Annotated in this window: 21 protein-coding genes; 15 read left to right on the forward strand and 6 right to left on the reverse strand. The window is 40.6% G+C overall.

Annotated features, from left to right (window positions below):
• Window positions 1-87 precede the first annotated feature (87 nt).
• Both DEO27_RS01465 and DEO27_RS01470 read left to right on the forward strand, forming a co-directional pair.
• Window positions 88-852: a hypothetical protein gene (locus tag DEO27_RS01465; protein WP_112575895.1), complete on the forward strand. Its 765-nt coding sequence runs from the start codon at window positions 88-90 to the stop codon at window positions 850-852.
• A 536-nt stretch (window positions 853-1388) separates the two neighbouring features.
• Window positions 1389-1934 (forward strand): REP-associated tyrosine transposase, encoded by a 546-nt coding sequence (locus tag DEO27_RS01470; RefSeq protein ID WP_112575896.1) that lies wholly within the window; start codon window positions 1389-1391, stop codon window positions 1932-1934.
• A gap of 672 nt (window positions 1935-2606) precedes the next feature.
• On the opposite strand, the gene DEO27_RS01475 is transcribed toward DEO27_RS01470, so the two are convergent.
• The 6 genes from DEO27_RS01475 to metK form a co-directional block, all read right to left on the reverse strand.
• Window positions 2607-3116, reverse strand: a complete 510-nt coding sequence (locus DEO27_RS01475) for a hypothetical protein (protein WP_112575897.1) — start codon at window positions 3114-3116, stop codon at window positions 2607-2609.
• Window positions 3116-3571, reverse strand: coding sequence for a helix-turn-helix domain-containing protein (locus DEO27_RS01480; RefSeq protein WP_112575898.1), 456 nt, complete (start codon window positions 3569-3571; stop codon window positions 3116-3118). The genes DEO27_RS01475 and DEO27_RS01480 overlap by 1 nt, the downstream gene beginning before the upstream one ends.
• 12 nt (window positions 3572-3583) lie before the next feature.
• Window positions 3584-4000, reverse strand: a complete 417-nt coding sequence (locus DEO27_RS01485) for a hypothetical protein (protein WP_112575899.1) — start codon at window positions 3998-4000, stop codon at window positions 3584-3586.
• A 493-nt stretch (window positions 4001-4493) separates the two neighbouring features.
• Window positions 4494-5570 carry an AAA family ATPase gene (locus tag DEO27_RS01490; RefSeq protein WP_112575900.1) on the reverse strand — a complete coding sequence of 359 codons (1077 nt, stop codon included), beginning with the start codon at window positions 5568-5570 and terminating at the stop codon, window positions 4494-4496.
• A gap of 379 nt (window positions 5571-5949) precedes the next feature.
• Window positions 5950-6468, reverse strand: a complete 519-nt coding sequence (locus DEO27_RS01495; protein WP_112575902.1) for a hypothetical protein — start codon at window positions 6466-6468, stop codon at window positions 5950-5952.
• A 159-nt stretch (window positions 6469-6627) separates the two neighbouring features.
• Window positions 6628-7878 (reverse strand): methionine adenosyltransferase, encoded by a 1251-nt coding sequence (gene metK, locus DEO27_RS01500; protein ID WP_112575903.1) that lies wholly within the window; start codon window positions 7876-7878, stop codon window positions 6628-6630.
• Window positions 7879-8094: 216 nt separating this feature from the next.
• On the opposite strand from metK, the gene DEO27_RS01505 reads away from it, so the two are divergent.
• The 13 genes from DEO27_RS01505 (at window position 8095) to nuoE (ending at window position 19145) form a co-directional block, all read left to right on the forward strand.
• Complete coding sequence (locus tag DEO27_RS01505; protein WP_112575904.1) at window positions 8095-8982, forward strand: diacylglycerol/lipid kinase family protein; 888 nt, start codon at window positions 8095-8097, stop codon at window positions 8980-8982.
• 4 nt (window positions 8983-8986) lie between these two features.
• Complete coding sequence (locus tag DEO27_RS01510) at window positions 8987-9322, forward strand: translation initiation factor (protein WP_112575905.1); 336 nt, start codon at window positions 8987-8989, stop codon at window positions 9320-9322.
• Window positions 9323-9750: 428 nt separating this feature from the next.
• Complete coding sequence (locus DEO27_RS01515; protein ID WP_112575906.1) at window positions 9751-10587, forward strand: MotA/TolQ/ExbB proton channel family protein; 837 nt, start codon at window positions 9751-9753, stop codon at window positions 10585-10587.
• Window positions 10588-10675: 88 nt separating this feature from the next.
• Complete coding sequence (locus DEO27_RS01520; RefSeq protein WP_112575907.1) at window positions 10676-11299, forward strand: ExbD/TolR family protein; 624 nt, start codon at window positions 10676-10678, stop codon at window positions 11297-11299.
• A 6-nt stretch (window positions 11300-11305) separates the two neighbouring features.
• Window positions 11306-11851, forward strand: coding sequence for an ExbD/TolR family protein (locus DEO27_RS01525; protein WP_112575908.1), 546 nt, complete (start codon window positions 11306-11308; stop codon window positions 11849-11851).
• Between the two features lie 40 nt (window positions 11852-11891).
• Entirely contained in the window at window positions 11892-12722 is an 831-nt protein-coding gene (locus DEO27_RS01530; protein ID WP_112575909.1) for an energy transducer TonB, read from the forward strand.
• 223 nt (window positions 12723-12945) lie between these two features.
• A complete protein-coding gene (locus DEO27_RS01540; RefSeq protein WP_112575911.1) occupies window positions 12946-13872 on the forward strand; it encodes a PstS family phosphate ABC transporter substrate-binding protein in 927 nt (308 codons plus the stop codon).
• 16 nt (window positions 13873-13888) lie between these two features.
• A complete protein-coding gene (locus DEO27_RS01545; RefSeq protein ID WP_223818123.1) occupies window positions 13889-15577 on the forward strand; it encodes a tetratricopeptide repeat protein in 1689 nt (562 codons plus the stop codon).
• 178 nt (window positions 15578-15755) lie between these two features.
• Window positions 15756-16127 carry an NADH-quinone oxidoreductase subunit A gene (locus tag DEO27_RS01550; protein WP_090533920.1) on the forward strand — a complete coding sequence of 124 codons (372 nt, stop codon included), beginning with the start codon at window positions 15756-15758 and terminating at the stop codon, window positions 16125-16127.
• A 124-nt stretch (window positions 16128-16251) separates the two neighbouring features.
• Window positions 16252-16794, forward strand: coding sequence for an NADH-quinone oxidoreductase subunit B (locus tag DEO27_RS01555; protein ID WP_091175781.1), 543 nt, complete (start codon window positions 16252-16254; stop codon window positions 16792-16794).
• Complete coding sequence (locus DEO27_RS01560) at window positions 16794-17297, forward strand: NADH-quinone oxidoreductase subunit C (RefSeq protein WP_112575913.1); 504 nt, start codon at window positions 16794-16796, stop codon at window positions 17295-17297. The genes DEO27_RS01555 and DEO27_RS01560 overlap by 1 nt, the downstream gene beginning before the upstream one ends.
• 119 nt (window positions 17298-17416) lie before the next feature.
• On the forward strand, window positions 17417-18628 hold the full coding sequence (locus DEO27_RS01565; protein ID WP_189549459.1) for an NADH-quinone oxidoreductase subunit D: 1212 nt from the start codon (window positions 17417-17419) through the stop codon (window positions 18626-18628).
• The gene (gene nuoE, locus DEO27_RS01570) at window positions 18621-19145 is read left to right on the forward strand and encodes a complex I 24 kDa subunit family protein (RefSeq protein WP_112575915.1); all 525 of its coding nucleotides are present in this window, start codon (window positions 18621-18623) and stop codon (window positions 19143-19145) included. The genes DEO27_RS01565 and nuoE overlap by 8 nt, the downstream gene beginning before the upstream one ends.

Raw genomic sequence — 19145 nt, forward strand, 5'->3', positions numbered from 1 at the left:
CACAGTATAAACAAAATGTATTGTCTTATTAATTAATAAGTTATATTTATAACCGGATTTCTTAATGTTCTACATCAACCTTTACCTATGACTACAGAACAGTTAACAACAGAAATAGACGACCTTAAAAAAGAGCTTGCCAAACTCAAAGAAACTACGGACGAGGATAAGAAGAAGGATTTTTGGCTCAAGTTTTTTTCGTCCATCTTTTTGCCGCTGGCTATCACGGCGTCGGGCTATTGGTTTTCGCAGGCCATCAAAAAGCAGGACATGGAGCAATCGCGTGATCATGATGCCGTTGCCAATCAGCAGTACCAGCAGCAGATGCAGCTATCCATCCAGAACCAGCGCCTGGAAACCTATAAGTTTGTTACCCCGCTGCTGGATATTATGGTGAACAACCCCGATCCGCAAAAACGGGTTTACGCCGCCAAAGTTATTACCGAAGTATTGCCCAACGATGCCCCCGAGCTTTTAAAAACAGCCATCACTTCCGATCCGGCAAATACCAAAAAATATCAGACCGCTTTAGACAGTACGCAGGGCAAACTGGTGGCCGGTCTGTTTTCTGAAAACGCCTCCACTCGCACTAACAGCGCTAACGATATTATGGTGAACTGGTACAAAACAGCCAGTATAGTACCGCAACTGGTGGATTATGCATTACAAAACATGAACAACGCCAACGGTATTTTTAATACGGTGGTTGTGCTGCAAAATATGCACGGCAGCGTTTTAAAAGTGAACAAAGCCAAAATTCAGGACTTTTTACAAAAGGTAATGAAGCTGGATAATATGCATAATACCGTAACGAACGCCAAAGATTTGTATAAGGCCTTGAATACATTGTAGCCGGTAAGGCACTTTTTATATGTTCTCGGTTCCTTTTATGGCAAAAACAGCCTGTTAGGGCTATATTACCCAATATTCCGGACAGTTGTGAGGATGAAATCTATTTTGAATTTATTAGCTATTTAGAGGTATTAATAATAAAATCCTAATTTATTAACCTTTAGGAAATAATAATTGTAAAAGTGCGTTTGGGTGGCTAAAAAGCAGTTGTTTCGCAAAACTTTAAAGACTTTTATTCGTACTAATTATAGTATTAATTAATTATTCACCTAAAATTGAACACTATGATTACGTTATTAATAGCACTTACAGCAAGTGCAATATGTGGTTTTTTTGTAGCGCACAGTACAGATGAAAATGAATGTTAAATGTAATAGGTTAAGCGTAGTAATTATGTAAAAGGCTAATCGGAAACGGTTAGCCTTTGTTGTTGGTATAACTTTTAATGTTTTCGCTACCGCAAGGCTGTGCCTTGTGGAAATTTGCTAAGCATTGAATTTGATTGCTGCAGCCGGAGAAAAATGTATTTTTAATTCATGAGTCGTAATTATAAATTTCATAATTCTGAAGGCCTTTATTTTGTGAGTTTTGCTACGGTATTTTGGATAGATGTTTTTGTACGATTAGAATACTTTGACTGCCTGGTTAAGAATTTAAATTATTGTGTGGCCAATAAAGGGATGGAAATTTATGCCTATTGCATAATGCCAAGCCATATTCATTTAGTGTACAGATCAACAATTCAGAAACCTGAAGATTTATTGAGAGATTTTAAATCACAGACTTCAAAACAACTTATCAAACTTATTAACGAAAGTAACCAGGAAAGCCGGAAGGAATGGATGTTGAATGCTTTTAAAAAAGCCGGATTTAAAAATAGCAATAATCCCGGTAATCAGTTTTGGCAGCAACATAACAAGCCTATTGAACTTTGGAGTAATGCTGTAATTCAGCAAAAGATAGATTATGTTCATGATAACCCCGTAGTTGCCGGATTAGTGGAAAGCGATTACGAGTATTTGCACAGCAGCGCGCGTGATTATTCTGGTACAAAAGGTTTGGTTGAAGTGATAACTACTTAATACAGGTGCATAGTTTATACTTTATATGATGCAGAAGCCTGGCTTATACCTTGCATGCGGGCCACAAGGCACAACCTTGCGGCAGCGATTTTAATTTTTGCTACTGCACACTTTTTCAAATTATTTTATCGCTACCGCAAGGCTGTGCCTTGTGGTAAGTATGCTTAGCGTCGAAGTTGCTTGCGGTAGCAGGGGCGGCAGCGATTTTAATTTTTTTACCGCAACGCTTTTTCAAATTATTTTATCGCTACCGCAAGGCTGTGCCTTGTGGTAAGTAGGCTTAGCGTCGAAGCTGCTTGCGGTAGCAGGGGCAGCGATTTTAATTTTTTGCTACTGCACACTTTTTCAAATTATTTTATCGCTACCGCAAGGCTGTGCCTTGTGGTAAGTATGCTCAGCGTCGAAGTTGCTTGCGGTAGCAGGGGCCTCAGTGATAAGTAAGCCATAAAGTGAGATTATTAAATCCTCGCGAACAAGTAACCACCAATGATTATGAAAATATAACTTGAAGCTGGTGCACGCGTCTCGCGTGTATCTGAAAAGCAAAGGTATAGCTATTGTTTGCAAATGTATAGCAGAGCATGTGGGCATGGTTATGATTGGCAAAAGTATAGCTGAGCATGTTGGGCAAACGCGACAAGGTGTAGGGTGCTAAATATTAGATGTCAATGATTATTTAATGCTTTTTGTCTTTTTTGATTTATTTGATGAAGTTTTTTTTCTTTTTACTGCTTCTTTTTTTGCTTCAATCAAAGAATTCAAATCGATAGATGGCAATACATATTTTCCTAAAGGGCACATTGATGTCATTAATGCTATAAAAGTCCTTAGTTGACTAATACTCATACTTAATGCACTATTATATAGCAAAGAAAGACGTTGATCTTCGTCAAATGAACTTGTTCTGTCAAAATCCATTACTGACAAGCATTCGCAATAAATAGAATAGCCAGGTAATGACGGCTCATCTTCATTGCTATTTATGAAAACTTTGATATAAAACAAAATGTCATCATTCGCATCATGTTGACGAATCATAAAGTCAATATCTATATCGTATTTGCTAAAATAACTTAAAATAGTACTGCGGTCGACCGATTTGGCATCTGGAGCGATATATTCAAATTGTTGCCTTAAAACAAAAAAGTCCTTTAATATTAAAGGTGATTCTTTTACTTTCATTAAGATACTTTTAAGTGCTCAAACTTATCATTGGAAACTGCTTGGATTTCTAAATTGTTGTCGTAAGGCCTAACGTTATGAAACGCCCAAAAGCCTTTTGTATCAGGATCTTCAAAAGTCAGTTTCATCGCGTCACTCAAATTGATCGGCTTTAATAAACATTGTTTTGCCGCAGTTGATATTGAAAATTCAGTTCTTAGTACTTTTTGAAATTTAGCTAAAATGTCCATATTTAACTTTTTATCCCCATTAAAAAGTTGGGTTACAAAGCTTGGGGTTTTACCTAACAAATTAGCCATTTCTTTTTTTGACCTAATGCCATTCTCTAACATCAACTCGTTAATCTCACTGATGAATTTTAATGAAAGCAAAGTAGCATCATGTTCAAGTTGCTCACTTTCATCATTGAAAGATAACAAATCTTCAAACTCTTCAATTAAACTATTTGGTTTCATAAGTAATGTGTGTTATGTGTTTTCTTTTTTAGGTTCGATAATTGTATAAATATTTTCAGCGACTTGATGAATTAAGGAAATTTCTTTTGCTTTGTTTTTTTGATTTTTCTTTTTTTCTAAAACGGCTGCGGCCACTATAACATAATTTTTATCTGCCGTTCTTACCTCTTTACAATAAATGCGGGGATTGTCGCCGCCTTTTAGAAATTTCATCGCCCAAACATCCTTGCTTTTATTATCAATATCCTCTTTATCGAATAAATCAGGCACTCTCAAGTTCTGTAATATAACATCAATTATCAAATTGAATTTTTTATTGTAAATGGGTTTGCTTTTTATAAACGCTATGATATCTTCTTTAGCATCAACATCAAAAGCAATATGCCTATTTCCTAATGATTTAAATATTTTTGCTTTTTTTTGAGACACGAAATTAAGCTATAGGTTAATTAATTGCAAATGATTTATCAAATTGTATACTCAAGGAGGTAACGGTATACAATATTATGACTTTTTATAGAATAATACTATATAATTGTAATCATAAGAAGCTTTCGATCGATTGAAAACTTATTGCATATCTAATAGAACTTGGCTATAGACGTAGTCGGCGATATATTGAACTGTATATCTGTTTATCTCAAAATGGTGAAGAAAGGTGATTGTTTAATCAGCAAAAATGATGAATCATATGCGAGATATTAATATGGCTTTATATAAATTGTTATCAGATGTTACCTTCGCTGGCGCACGCGTGCCGCATGTGTCCCGTACGTATGCTTGGTAATTCACTAAGCTTACCACAGCCATACCTTTCTTGATTTTTAAGGTACAGGCGACACGCGTGCAACAGCCCGAGCTTCAGGGCAGATCTTACACATTGTCCACAAGCGACGATTAAACGACAACAAGAAAAATCCCTTCACCCTCCCGCAACGCCCAACACCCTATTCACTGCCGATAAACTCATTTCCAACCTACCTGCAATTTGCCTTTGACTCAAACCCTGTTTATGATGCGCGAGTACATCGGCGGCACGGCGCTGACGTTCTATCTGGCTGTAGCGGCGCAGGTGTTTAATCTCATTATCGGTATGGGAGAATACAAATTTTAAGAAGCCGTTTTGCCTTTCCAGTCGGCCGAGGCATACGTTATGGCTGCCGTACATTTCGGCGGTGCTGCGTTGTTTTACTTGTTTCAGGTAGCGGTAGCCGGCCAGCGTCTGGCTTTCGGCCATGGCGAAGGCGCTGTCGCAAAAGTTGATGAGCATTTTGCTGCCTTGCAGGTCGTTGCGGGTAATGGGGAGCGCCGGGTTGCGCTTGGGCGTGTGGGCCAGCACCAGGATGCTGAGGCCATGCCGTGTTTTAAGCAATTTGAGCTGCTTCATGAGCGAGAGTGCCTGGCTGCTGCGCTCGGTGCCGTTGCGCAGGCAGGTAATATTATCAATAATAAGCACCCTGGCATCGGTACGCTTAATAGCGCGACTAAGCGCGTGCGTGATAAACTCATCAAAAGTTTTAAAGTCCTGCGGCAGGCCGGTCATCTGGTCAAACTCGCCACGGTAAAAGTTTTCGTGAAAGGAGTGGGTGCTGGAGCTGTCGGTATAGCGTTGTTCAAACTGTTTGCCGGTTAGCTCAAAATCAATGTATAATACGGCGCAGGGTTCGGCATCCATTTTAAAAGGTGTAATGGCCTGTCCGCGGGCAATGCTGTCGCCCAGCTGTACGGCCAGCAAACTTTTGCCCATATTGGTATCGGCAAACAGGATACACAGTTCGCCCTCCAGCCAAAACTCACCAAACAGCATTCGGGGCGTTTGGCGCTCGCGCTCCATCGCCATCCATGTGCTGGCCTGGTGAATAATAAACGCGTCGGGCGGGATAGCGTCAGGGTCATAAACTCTGGGGCGTATGCCCCTTTTAGCATCTCTTCGCGCGGCATCGCGGACATCGGTGCGGATTATTTCCACCACTAACGGTCTTCCATCTTTTTTAATCATATTGGGGTTTTCTCACCGGGGCGTTTTTTATAAGCCCTCTCCGGAGGAGAGGGGGGGAGGCTCAAATTTACCCGCAGATTTTCGCAATATTGGTGGCGCTGTTTTGTCAGTACCTTATGATAAAATTCAGGGCCAAATAGAAATCGCCCAAAAAACAACAAAAAATAGAGAAAATGTAGCGTGGAAAATTAATTAAAGGCCTTGTTTGATGGATAGTGCAAATAACGCTTTAAAAGATGTAGTATCTGATAATCAATTATTTTATAGTGTTTCACGTAAAAAGTTAAATGTTTGACTTTTAACATGTTTCATAAAAAGACTGTTCCGCGTTTCTGCTTTTCAAAAATGGAACACCTGAGTTTTAAAAGAAAACGAGCGATCAGGAAATTTCACTTTTTTTTCGGGAATCAAAAAATTGGGACACCCCATTTGTTACAAGATCCGGGTGTAAGCTAAATACCACCCTGGTTTGCATAATAACACTGATCAGTAGGCATGTCATCCACACGGCAAACCATTTAAGCGGCAGCCTGGTATCGGTAACGGCTTTTAAAAAGAAGATTACCATCACCAGCATGGCTAAGGCCATGGCAAAGGTAAATTGCTGCCAGCTGCTAATGGCGAAAAACCTGAACGCGTAGGTGGAGTACATGGCGCAACTGCCTGCCAGCGCGGCAAATGCCGTACGCCTGATAAAGATCCATTTATTTTCTTCAAGCATGACCAGGGCGGCTATGGTAATAATCACCCATTTACTTGCCGCTACAATATTGGATAATAATATAGCTTCGGGCGTAGCCACATAGCCAAACTTTTGCTCAATAAACCAAGCAGTAATTATAATAGATACAGCAAAATAAAGGATAGCGGTTACGGCGTTCCAGGTGTTGTTGGGCATTTAAATCAGGTTCGGGAGATTTGGGTGATAAATGTATGTATTTATAATTTAATAAGAAAGGCGCCTTTACCTAAAATCCTTGTTTATATATCCCCCGTAAACAACAATAGCGACAGGATTACCCGCCGCTATTGCCTTATATTATATAGGTGTAGCTAACTACAAACCGAAGGCTGCTTTAACCTGGTCAACATAATCAAGTTTTTCCCAGGTAAACAGTTCAACTTCGCGTTCCAATTTGCTGCCGTCGTGGCCAACAAAAGTTTTGGTAACAACTTCGTTTGGTCTGCCGAAGTGGCCGTAAGCCGCGGTTTCGCTGTAAATTGGGTTCCGTAGTTTAAAGCGGGTTTCAATGGCGTAAGGGGTCATGTTAAAAATGCCCTCTACTTTTTTAGCGATCTCGCCGTCGTGCAGATCAACTTTAGCAGTGCCGTAAGTGTTTACATAAATACCCATTGGCTGTGCAACACCGATGGCGTATGATACCTGTACGAGTACTTCATCGCACAAACCGGCAGCAACCAGGTTTTTAGCAATGTGACGGGTTGCATAAGCAGCCGAGCGGTCAACCTTTGATGGATCTTTACCAGAGAAAGCACCACCACCGTGAGCGCCTTTACCACCGTAAGTATCCACAATAATTTTACGGCCGGTTAAGCCGGTATCGCCATGCGGACCGCCGATCACAAATTTACCGGTTGGGTTAATGTGGTATTTAATTTCGTCGTTAAAGAAGTGGGCATATTTAGGGTATTTAGCCTTAACGCGCGGGATCAGGATGCTGATGATATCAGTTTTGATCTTAGCCAGCATAGCTGGTTCGTCGCCAAAATCGTCGTGTTGAGTTGAGATAACGATAGCGTCGATACGTTGCGGTTTGTTGTCATCGCTGTACTCTAAAGTAACTTGTGATTTTGCATCCGGGCGAAGGTATTTGATCTCGTTGTTTTCGCGGCGGATGGCTGCAAGCTCAATTAATAAAGCGTGGGCGATATCAAGGGCAAGCGGCATGTAGTTGTCGGTTTCAACGGTTGCGTAACCAAACATCATACCCTGGTCGCCGGCACCCTGCTCTTCTTTAGCGGTGCGGTCAACACCCTGGTTAATATCGGGCGATTGTTCGTGGATAGCCGATAGCACACCGCATGAACTGCCGTCAAACATATATTCGCCTTTGGTGTACCCGATCTTGTTGATCACCTCGCGGGCAATCTTCTGTACATCCAGATAGGCTTTTGATTTTACTTCGCCGGCTAAAATAACCTGGCCTGTGGTTACCAGCGTTTCGCAGGCAACTTTCGATTCGGCATCAAATGCTAAAAAATGATCAATCAGCGCGTCCGAGATCTGATCAGCTACTTTATCCGGGTGACCTTCTGATACGGACTCTGAAGTAAATAAATATGACATAAAATTTAAATAAGTAAAATTAAAATCGAGTGGGAGGGCTTTAAGACGGATCGAGCGGTAAAAAGAAGCATGGTTTTAGCACTTTTTTACGTGGTTGCAATCCGGCCCCATCGTAAAAGGAGCATTAAATCAGTCCACATTCGGGCGGTAAAAATAAAACAAATTTCACAAAGCCGAAAATACATTTACTTTTGGCGATTGAAATAATATATATAGTTGAAACGGAAAGCGTTATTTATAATAAACCCAATTTCGGGCGGGAAGAAGAAAGACGGGGTGCCCGAACTGATCAAGGATACAGTTGATGCTACTGTTATGGAGCCGGTTATAGCTTTTAGCGACGGCGTGGCACATGCAAGGGTTATCGCGTCAGAAGCAGTTGGTAAGTTTGATACCGTAGTGGCAGTTGGCGGCGATGGTACAGTTAATGAAGTGGCATCGGCCATTGTTGGTACCGATACCTCGCTTGGTATAGTGCCTTTTGGTTCGGGTAACGGGCTTGCAAGGTTTTTGGGCATTCCGATGGATACCAGGGAAGCTATTAAAAACCTGGCGATGGGCCGTGTGGAAGTTATTGATTCGGCCAGGGTTAACGGACAAGCTTTTTTTAACATGGCAGGTATGGGTTTTGATGCCCATATCAGCGAGATCTTTTCGCACGGTAAAAAGCGGGGATTTATCAGTTACATTAAATCATCTATAAAAGAGGTGGTTGGCTATCAGCCGCAAAACTATCACCTGGATATCGACGGCGAGAAATATGATTATAAGGCGTTTATGTTGAGTATAGCCAACTCATCGCAATATGGCAATAATGTGCATATCTCGCCTAAGGCAAGCCTGCAGGATGGTTTGCTGGATGTGTGCGTGATAAAGCCCTTCCCATTGTGGCGGTTCCCGGAAATGAGTTTGCGTATGCTGATCAAAGCAACCGAAAGTTCAAAATACGTTAAGATCATCCGCGGAAAGCAGATCCTGATAAAAAGAGAACATACCGGCCCCATCCACCTGGATGGCGAACCGCAAATGGCGGGTACGGGTATAGATATTAATATACTGCCGGAGTCGTTAAAAGTAATAGTAGGCCCCACATTTAAAAATTGATAGTATGGCAAAGAAAAATTTTACAGGCGTAGTTTACTCAACCGACCCTGATTTTCAATACCAGGAGAATGGGGGAGGGGATGCCGAAACATTACCACCACAGCAACAAAACCTTAAAATATACCTTGACCGTAAAGGCGGTAGCAAACTGGTTACGCGCATTACGGGCTTTATAGGTGCTGATGCCGACCTGGAGGCGATTGGGAAAAAGCTAAAATCTAAATGTGGAGTTGGCGGTTCAGTTAAGGATGGCGAGATCCTGATTCAGGGTGATTTTAGGGACAAAGTGTTAACTTTACTCCAAACCGACGGCTATAAAGCTAAAAAAGCAGGCGGATAACATTAAATAAACATTATAAACCGTAGTTTAACAGAATTATTTGAAAGCCGCATTTTTAAACAAAAGGTAAAACTATGTGTTACAAAGCTTGCATCGTAGTTAAATATACCGGCTACGTTTTAGCAACTTTGAAAAAAAATGCCCGATTTTAGCTTGGTAACACAAATTTTATATGTTATCACTTGCTATTTTTAAAAAAAATGGTTTTCATTGCAAATAATTGTGTTGGTAACACACAATAAATTTGTATTGTTGCGTTTATAAACACCAACAATACACAGAATGATATTCTGTATTAAAAAATTGTAAAGAATAACATAAATGGTTTTTTTAATTCAATAAAATTCTATTTTTGTTATTCCCAACAAACAGCGCATTTTAACTAACTTATAAAATAAACAAAAACAAAAACTAAAAATTCAAAAGTAATGGCAAACGCACCAACAAAACCAACTACTCCTGTTAAGAAAGAAAGCTCAAGTGCATCGGGCATGTTTGCTTCTTTAACTATTCCAATCTGTCTGGCAGTAGCTATTTGCATATTCGTTTTCGTCCTTGGTGATCCAAGCCACTTCAAAGGCGGCGACGTAGTTAACGGATACCCTTCTGATATCTTCGGCACAATCCACAAAGGTGGTGTAATTGTACCTTTGATCATGTCATTTTTATTAATGGTTATCGTTTTCTCAATCGAGCGCTTCGTAGTTATCGGTAAAGCTTCTGGTACTGGTAGTGTTGATGGCTTTGTAAGGAAAATTCAAGCTCTTTTAAATGCTGGTAACATTGCAGGTGCTTCTGCAGAGTGCGACAAACAAAAAGGTTCTGTTGCGAACGTTATCAAATCAGCATTGAAAAAATATGGTGAAATGGAAGCTGAACCAAACCTTGACGTAGATCAAAAAACTTTAGCTATCCAAAAAGATATCGAAGAAGCTACCGCTTTGGAAATGCCAATGCTTGAGCAAAACTTAACTATCATCGCTACATTAGTATCTATCGGTACATTAACCGGTCTATTAGGTACGGTTGTGGGTATGATCGGTGCGTTCTCTTCATTAGCAACAGCAGGTGTACCTAACCAGGTTGAACTTTCTTCACACATCTCTGAAGCTTTGATCAACACTGCATTCGGTATCAGTACTTCAGCTATCTCAATTATCATGTACAACGTGTTTACATCAAAAATTGATAAATTGACTTACGCTATCGACGAAACTGGTTTCAGCATCGTTCAAACATTTGCAGCATCGCACAAAAACAAATAAAAATATAGTAGTGCTTATGCCTCATGCACAATAAGTTAGGGGCAAAATAGTTAATACTGAAACACTATATATTTTTAAGAAATTTAACATGGCAAGGATAAAAGTCCCAAGAAAGAGCACCGCAATTGACATGACCGCTATGTGCGACGTGGCGTTCCTGTTGCTTACTTTCTTTATATTAACTGCAAAAGTAAAAACCGAAGATCCGGTACCTATTGATATACCAAAATCTTCAATCCAGCAGCCGGTACCTGAATCTGACTTTGCTACAATATCTGTAGGTGCTCAAAAAGCATTCTTCGGTGTTGAAGGTGTTGATATCCGTAAGGAAACATTGAACCAAATGGGTTCAATTTATCACATGACCTTTACTCCTGAGGAGCAAACAAGGTTTTCTACCATCACTTCATTTGGCGTGCCAATGAGCCAATTAAAGCAATTTATTGCTTTGACTGCTGATCAGCAAAAGAAGTTTGCCCAGCCGGGTATACCTCGTGACTCTGTATCAGGTGAGTTAACTAACTGGATCCGCCAGGCCCGTATAGCTACAAAAGCTTTACATAACAAGGAGCTTCGTTTAGCTATTAAAGGTGATAGCAAAGAAGAATATCCGGTTATTAAGGATGTTATCGGTATTTTGCAAAAGCAAAAAGTTAACAAGTTTAGTTTAATTACGGATTTGGGTAGTGCCGGTGGTGCTGCTAAAAAATAAAAGATCATGGCAGAATTAGATACCTCCGGGGGAGGCAAACACAAAGGCGGGAAGGTTCGCAGTAAAAAGCAATCAACCCGTGTAGATTTAACCGCGATGGTGGATTTGGCTTTCTTGTTGATCACCTTCTTCATCATGACCACTACGCTTGCGAAAGCAAAAGCGATGGACTTGGCCATGCCTGATAAAGATGAGAAAACGAAGGATCAGATGGATATTGCCGCTTCACGTTCAATGACCATTTTATTGGGCAGCGACGACAAATTGGAGTGGTATATCGGTGAACCAGGAAAAACTCCGCCAACAATTGACAATTTCGGTCCGGATGGATTACGTAAAACGTTAATTGAAAAAAGCAAAGAAGTACAGCAAAAAACAGGCAAATTTATGTTTGTTGTTATTAAGCCAAGCGATAAGTCGAAATATAGAAATATGGTGAGCACGCTTGACGAAATCAACATTGCCAATATTCAAAGTTATGGTATTGTTGATATATCTCAACCGGAGATTGACCTGTTGAAGAAAGACGGCCTGTACAACGATAATAAATAGTATTAAATAACGTTATTAATTTCCATTAAAGCCTTAACAGATGTTAGGATCAAAATTAGACATACTAAAGCAGGAATGGATCGACGTTGTTTTTAGTAATCGTAACAAGGCCTATGGCGCTTACGAGCTAAGGAAAGACAATTCAAAAAATACAAGTAAGGCTTTAATTCTTGCTATTGTGTTCTTCGTTTTTGTTGTTTCTTTGCCTACTATCATCAACAAGATCAAAGGTCTTATCCCTGAGAAAGACCAAAAGGTGAAGATAACAGACGTGGTTCTGTTACCTCCGCCACCGGTTGACCAAACCAAAAAACCACCTCCGCCGCCACCTGAACCACCAAAACCAAAGGTAGACCAGGTACGTTTCCCTCCTCCGGTTGTAAAACCAGATAACGAGGTTAAGGAGAAAGATCCACCAACAGTAAAAGAACTTGCTGTTGCGGATCCAGGTCAGAAAGACCAAAAAGGTGATCCTAACGCCGACATCAGGATTGATGAGCCGGTAGGTAACTCAGACGTTAAACAAGTGGTAGAAGCCGATCCTAACCAGATCTTTACTTCGGTTGAGCAGGTTCCTGAATTTGCCGGCGGTTTAGAGAAATTTGGTCAGTACCTGAGCAAAAACATCAGGTATCCGGCTGTAGCACGTGAAAACAATACACAAGGTCGTGTAATTTGTACATTCGTTGTGGAAAAAGATGGTTCTTTAACAGACATTAAAGTTGTTAGGGGCATCGGCAGCGGTTGCGACGAGGAAGCGGTTCGTGTATTGAAAAATTCACCAAAATGGAAACCTGGTATACAAAACGGTCGTCCGGTGCGTGTACAGTACAGCGTTCCAATCAGCTTTACTTTAGCATCTGAAGAATAAAGAATGCCATTTAATTACAATAAAGAGCAAAAATCGCCCAAAAGGCGGTTTTTGCTTATTTTAGGAACCGCTGCATTTATCTGCTTCGTGGTTTTAGGTCTCATGATCATGTTCTGGGACGCCCTCCCGTTGCAGATGCAACATTATCAACGTTTACTTTTCGGTGGGTTCATTATATGTTACGCGGTTTTAAGGTTTTCAAGATTGTTTAAGAAGGATCAGTATGAAGATTAAATTACAGGTTGTATATGTATTGGTTTTAGTTGCTTCAATAGCCGGTTTACAGGCATGCAAGCAAAAGCAAGTAAAGTCTGTACCAACCGATAGCTTCAACGCCGGAAAAGCAACTTTTGTGGCCGATGAATCGTTTTCGCCTATAATAGGACAAGAAGAGTATGTTTACAGAAGCCGGTACCCCAACGCCGACCCTGTTTTTGTTTATAAAACCGAAAACCAGGCTGTAAATATGTTGTTAAATGACAGTGTAAGGGTTGCGGTATTATCGCGTGATCTGGATACCGCGGAACGTAATATAATTACCCGCCGTTCGTTGAGTGTTGAAGTTGTGCCATTTGCGGTTGATGCCGTTACATTGGTAGTGAACAATGCATCCAATGATACTACCATAACAATTGCCCAATTAAAGAAAGAACTTAACGGGCAGGGTAGCGGAAATAAAACTATCGTTTTTGATAATCCAAACTCAAGTTTGGTAAGATATTTGAAGGATTTCTCTGGTAATAAGGAGTTTAAGCAGAAAAACATTTACGCGCTTAAATCGAATATTGAGGTTATTAAATACGTAAGTGAGCATCCCGATGCATTGGGAATTATAGGGTTTAGCTGGCTTAACAATCCGGAAAAAGCTTACGCTGATTATGTGGATAAAGTGAAAATTGTAGGTGTTAAAGACGAGGGCAATAAACAGTATGCCAACGAGTATTTTAAACCTTCGCAAGAATCGCTTGTCTTAAAACAGTACCCTTTGAGCAGAACTTTATATATGGTTAACTGCTCAAGTAAGAACGGATTAGCGGCCGGATTTGTTACGTTCTTAGCAAGTGATGTGGGGCAGAGAATTATTTTAAAATCAGGTTTATTGCCTGATTCAATTCCGCCAAGAGAGATAAATTTAAAAAGTAAACTATAACTAAATAAAGATGAAAATGATCAGTAAAATAGCTAAGGCTTCATTAGGACTGGTATTTTTAGGTTCATCATCAGTTTTTGCGCAAAGTCTTGCCGACGCCAAAAAAGCTATTGACGCCGAACAATATCAGAAAGCAGAGTCGATGCTCAAAACGCTTACTACAACTCAGCCAACTAAAGACGAGAACTTTTTTTACCTGGGTTGGGTGTACATTAAACAGGACTATTCTGATTCGGCGAAAGTCGTTTTCAATAAAGGGATTGCTGCAAATCCAAAATCAGCATTAAACTATGCAGGTTTAGGTGCTGTTGCCCGTTTAGATAAAGACAACGCCGGTGCTACTACTAACTTTAACCAGGCTATTTCTTTAGCTGCTAAGGATACAAAACCTTATACTTATGTAGGTTTATCTTATTTATTGCCTACAACTACTGATAAGAAAGTAGCCCCTGCCGATGCTGATGCTGCTATTGCTGTACTTACCAAAGGAAAAGCTATCAATGCAAAAGACGTTGATCTGCTTATCGCTTTAGGTGATGCTTACCGTTCAGTTTTAAAAAGCAACGAAGCTTACTCAAACTACTCTGACGCTTCTACGCTTGATCCTAAAAACCCTGCAGCTAAAGTTGCAACAGGTGTATTGTACAAATTCGCTAACAACTTTGACGGTTCTGAGCAACAGTTTAAAGATGCCTTGGCTATCAATGCTAACTACGGCCCTGCTTACCGCGAGTGGGCTGAAACCGACTTACGTTGGTCATTAACTGATCCTAAAATGGCTTCGGCTAAAATCAAAGAGGCGGTTGATCACTACAAACAATATTTGAGCTTAACCGATCAGTCTGTAGAGTCACAAATGCGTTATGCAGACTTCCTGATTCTTGCAGGTGATTACAAAACCTTACAACAGGTTGCTACTGATTTGTCAAAATCAGCAAGTACAAATGCAAGGGTTTACCGTTATTTAGCTTATGCAGCTTACGAAAACAAAGATTACTCAAACGGCTTAACCGCTATCAATACCTGGTTCCAAAAAGCCGATCCAAAACGTATCATCCCTCGTGATTACTTATATCAGGGCCGTTTACAGATGGCTACAGGTCAGGATTCGGTAGGTATCAATACCTTGAAAAAAGCATTAGAGCTTGACAGCACTCAAACTGATGTTTATGGCGAAATTGCAAAAGCGTTATACCACCAGAAAAAATACGAGCAGGCAGGTGATGCTTACCGTCAGGTTACTTTAAAAGCCGGCCGTAACGTGAAACTTACCGACTATTTTTATGAAGGTATCAGCTACTATTTTGGTTATGATGAAAAGAAACCAAATGCCGATTCATTGTTGGTAAGAGCAGATTCAGCGTTTAGCTATGTAAACCAAAAAAGCCCAACCACTGCTGATGGTTACCTTTACCGTGCATATGTTAACGATATGAAAGAAAAAGATCGTAACAACATTAACGGTTATGCTAAGCCTTTCTATGAAAAATATATTGAGCTTGTAACTGCAAAAGGTGCTGCTGACGACAAAACTAAAAAGAGCCTTGCAAACGCTTACGCTTACTTAGGTACTTATTATGAGTACAAAGAAAAGGATGAAGCTAAAGCAACCGAAAACTTCACCAAAGCAAGGGAAAATGATCCTACCAACAAGCAAGCGGTAGCATTCTTCCAACGCAAAGGAGGAGCTGGTAAAAGCAAATAATAAAATATCTAATTGATAAGAAAAGGCCTCTTGAAAAAGAGGCCTTTTTTGTTTGCCTGATTTGGGAATTGATTTTTGAGCGGCAGTTTGCTATCAAGATTAATAATGAATTGCAGAAATGATTGATAAGCTTGTAAAACACACTTTTTTATTATTAAGGCATTAGTATATTTGCAGCATGGAAGCACAAAGTTTACCGGTTAATTATTTGCCCATCATATTTCAAATGGTGGTTGCTTTAGGGTTTGTGGTAACAACTATGTTTGTAACACACAAAATAGGCCCTAAAAGGAAAACGAAAGATAAGCTGACCCCGTTTGAGTCGGGTATTGAGGTGGTAGGTAATGCCCGTACACCAATCTCCATCAAGTACTTCCTGGTAGCTATCCTGTTTGTATTATTTGACGTGGAGGTAATATTTATGTATCCGTGGGCTGTAAATTTCAAGGCTTTAGGTACTACCGGCCTTATTGAAATGTTCATTTTCATGGCTACACTTTTACTGGGTTTTATCTACGTAATAAAAAAGGGTGCTTTAGATTGGGATTAAATTTAGATTGATTCTAAATATACCCCCTGTACACCCGTAGTGTACATTTTACATCGTTATTATTGTAAATTTGCTCTCATTATCTGCATTTAGCAGATAGTGTTTTCTCTATCAATTTAGTTCAATGAGTGATATTCAATTAGTTGATGCCCCTGCCGGAGTTGAAGGCGCCGGGTTTTTTGCTACCTCGCTTGATAAAGTAATAGGTATAGCTCGCTCAAATTCATTATGGCCTTTACCTTTTGCTACTTCATGCTGCGGTATCGAGTTTATGGCCACCATGGCATCTCACTATGATCTTTCGCGTTTTGGTGCAGAGCGTTTGAGCTTTTCGCCACGTCAGGCAGATTTGCTGATGGTTATGGGTACCATTGCTAAAAAGATGGCCCCTGTACTTCGCCAGGTTTATCTGCAAATGGCCGAACCACGTTGGGTTATGGCTGTTGGCGCTTGTGCTTCAAGCGGTGGTATATTTGATACTTACTCCGTTTTACAAGGTATTGATGAGGTTATCCCGGTAGATGTTTATGTACCAGGCTGCCCGCCAAGGCCAGAGGCGATTATTGATGGTTTTATGAATATTCAGGAACTGGTTAAAACAGAATCTCTCCGCAGAAGGAATGAGCCTAAATACCAGGAATTGTTAGCTAAATACGGAATCCAATAATGGCTAAGATACCTAACGAACAGCTTATAAAGGCTATAGCCGATAAATTTGATACTTCAGTAACGGTTATTGGTGAGCCGTACGAACTGCTTACTGTAGAAACCGGTCGTGAAACAATCATTGATCTGCTATCGTTTCTGAAAACAGATCCTGAGCTTAAGTTCACTTTCCTGACAGATATTACAGGTATCCATTACCCTGAGCAGGAAAAGCCGATAGGCATTATTTATCACCTGCACAGTTTAACAACTAATACCCGTATCAGGATCAAAGTGTTTTTAGAAGACACTGATGTGCACATTCCAACAGCTACTGTACTTTGGGATGGTGCTAACTGGATGGAACGCGAAACTTATGATTTTTTCGGGGTTATTTTTGATGGGCATCCTGATCTTCGTCGTATTTTGAACGTAGATGACATGACCGCTTTCCCAATGCGCAAGGAATTTCCGCTGGAAGATCCTAACCGTGTTGATAAAAAGGATTTCTATTTCGGAAGATAGTAAAATATAGAATTAAGAAATTGAGAATCGAGAAACAAGAGTTTGAGAATTAAGAAGTAAGATCAAGTCTTCATTCTGATTCCTGCCTTCCTTGCTCTTAGACGCTAATAACAATACTGATGCAAAATCATCCTGTATATACAGATAACGATCCGCAAAGCGAGCTATCGACCCTGAATCTGGGCCCAACGCACCCGGCCACCCATGGTGTGTTTCAAAACGTGCTCCAACTTGATGGCGAACGTATCGTTAGCGGTGTATCAACCATTGGTTATATTCACCGCGCATTTGAAAAAATTGCCGAACACAGGCCATTTTACCAGATCACTCCACTAACCGACCGTTTAAATTATTGCTCTTCGCCTATTAACAATATGGGATGGCACATGACGGTTGAAAAGCTTTTAAATATCCAAACTCCTAAACGTGTTGATTACCTGCGTGTAATTGTAATGGAGCTTGCCCGTATTGCAGATCACATTATCTGTAACGGTGTATTGGGTGTAGATACCGGCGCGTTTACAGGCTTCCTGTACATGATGGAGCACCGTGAAGCTATTTATGAAATATACGAGGAAGTTTGCGGCTCACGTCTAACAACCAATATCGGTCGTATAGGCGGATTTGAGCGTAACTTCAACAGCCGTGCTTTTGACAAACTTCGTGCGTTTTTAAAGAACTTTCCTAAAACCCTTAAAGAGTTTGAAAGCCTGTTTAACCGTAACAGGATCTTCGTTGACCGTACCCGTGATGTTGCTGCTGTATCTGCAGAAACAGCTTTAAGCTACAGCTGGACCGGCCCGCTTTTGCGTGCCGCGGGTGTAGATTATGACGTGAGGGCTATGAACCCATATTCATCATACGAGGACTTTGAATTTGAAGTACCAGTAGGTGATAATGGTGACGTTTACAGCCGCTTTTTGGTTCGTAATGAGGAGATGTGGCAAAGCTTAAGGATTATTGAGCAGGCATTAGCCAAACTTGATAAAGAACCAAGCGATATTTTCCACGCAGATGTACCTGAATTTTACCTGCCTCCGAAAGAGGAAGTATATAACAATATGGAAGCATTGATCTATCACTTTAAAATTGTGATGGGTGAAATTCCAACCCCAACTACCGAGGTTTATCATTCGGTTGAAGGTGCTAACGGCGAGCTGGGTTTTTACCTGGTTAATGATGGTGGCCGTTCGCCATACCGTTTGCATTTCCGCAGGCCAAGCTTCATCAATTACCAGATGTATGCGCCAATGAGCCGCGGTATGTTATTATCAGATGCTATTATTAACATGAGTAGTTTAAACGTTATAGCCGGAGAGTTAGATGCTTAGAGTTGACGAAGCTCAGGAACCGGTTGAATTTTCGCCGGAACTGATCACCAAATTTGATGAGATAGTTAGCCGTTATCCGCAGGGAAAACAAAAATCGGGTTTGTTGCCAATCCTTCACCTGGTACAGGCGGAGTTTGGTTGGGTAAGCGCGCCTGCAATGGATAAAGTTGCCGAATATTTAAGCATCCTGCCTATTGAGGTGTATGAGGTTGCTACATTTTATACCATGTATTTTTTACGCCCGCAAGGCAAGTACGTACTGGAAGTTTGCCGTACAAGCGGTTGCTGCCTGGTAGGTGCCGAAAAGATCATGGATCATATTGAAGAAACCCTTGGCGTAAAAGAAGGTGAAGTTACTCCCGACGGCTTATTTAGCTGGAGAGGGGTGGAGTGCCTTGCTGCCTGCGGTTTTGGCCCTGTATTACAAATTGGCCCTGAGTATACTTTTTATGAAAACCTGACCAACGAGTCGGTAGATAAATTGATCAGTGATTTAAAAGCGAAAGCTAAGAACTAA

This window comes from Mucilaginibacter rubeus, from assembly GCF_003286415.2.
GTDB lineage: Bacteria > Bacteroidota > Bacteroidia > Sphingobacteriales > Sphingobacteriaceae > Mucilaginibacter > Mucilaginibacter rubeus_A.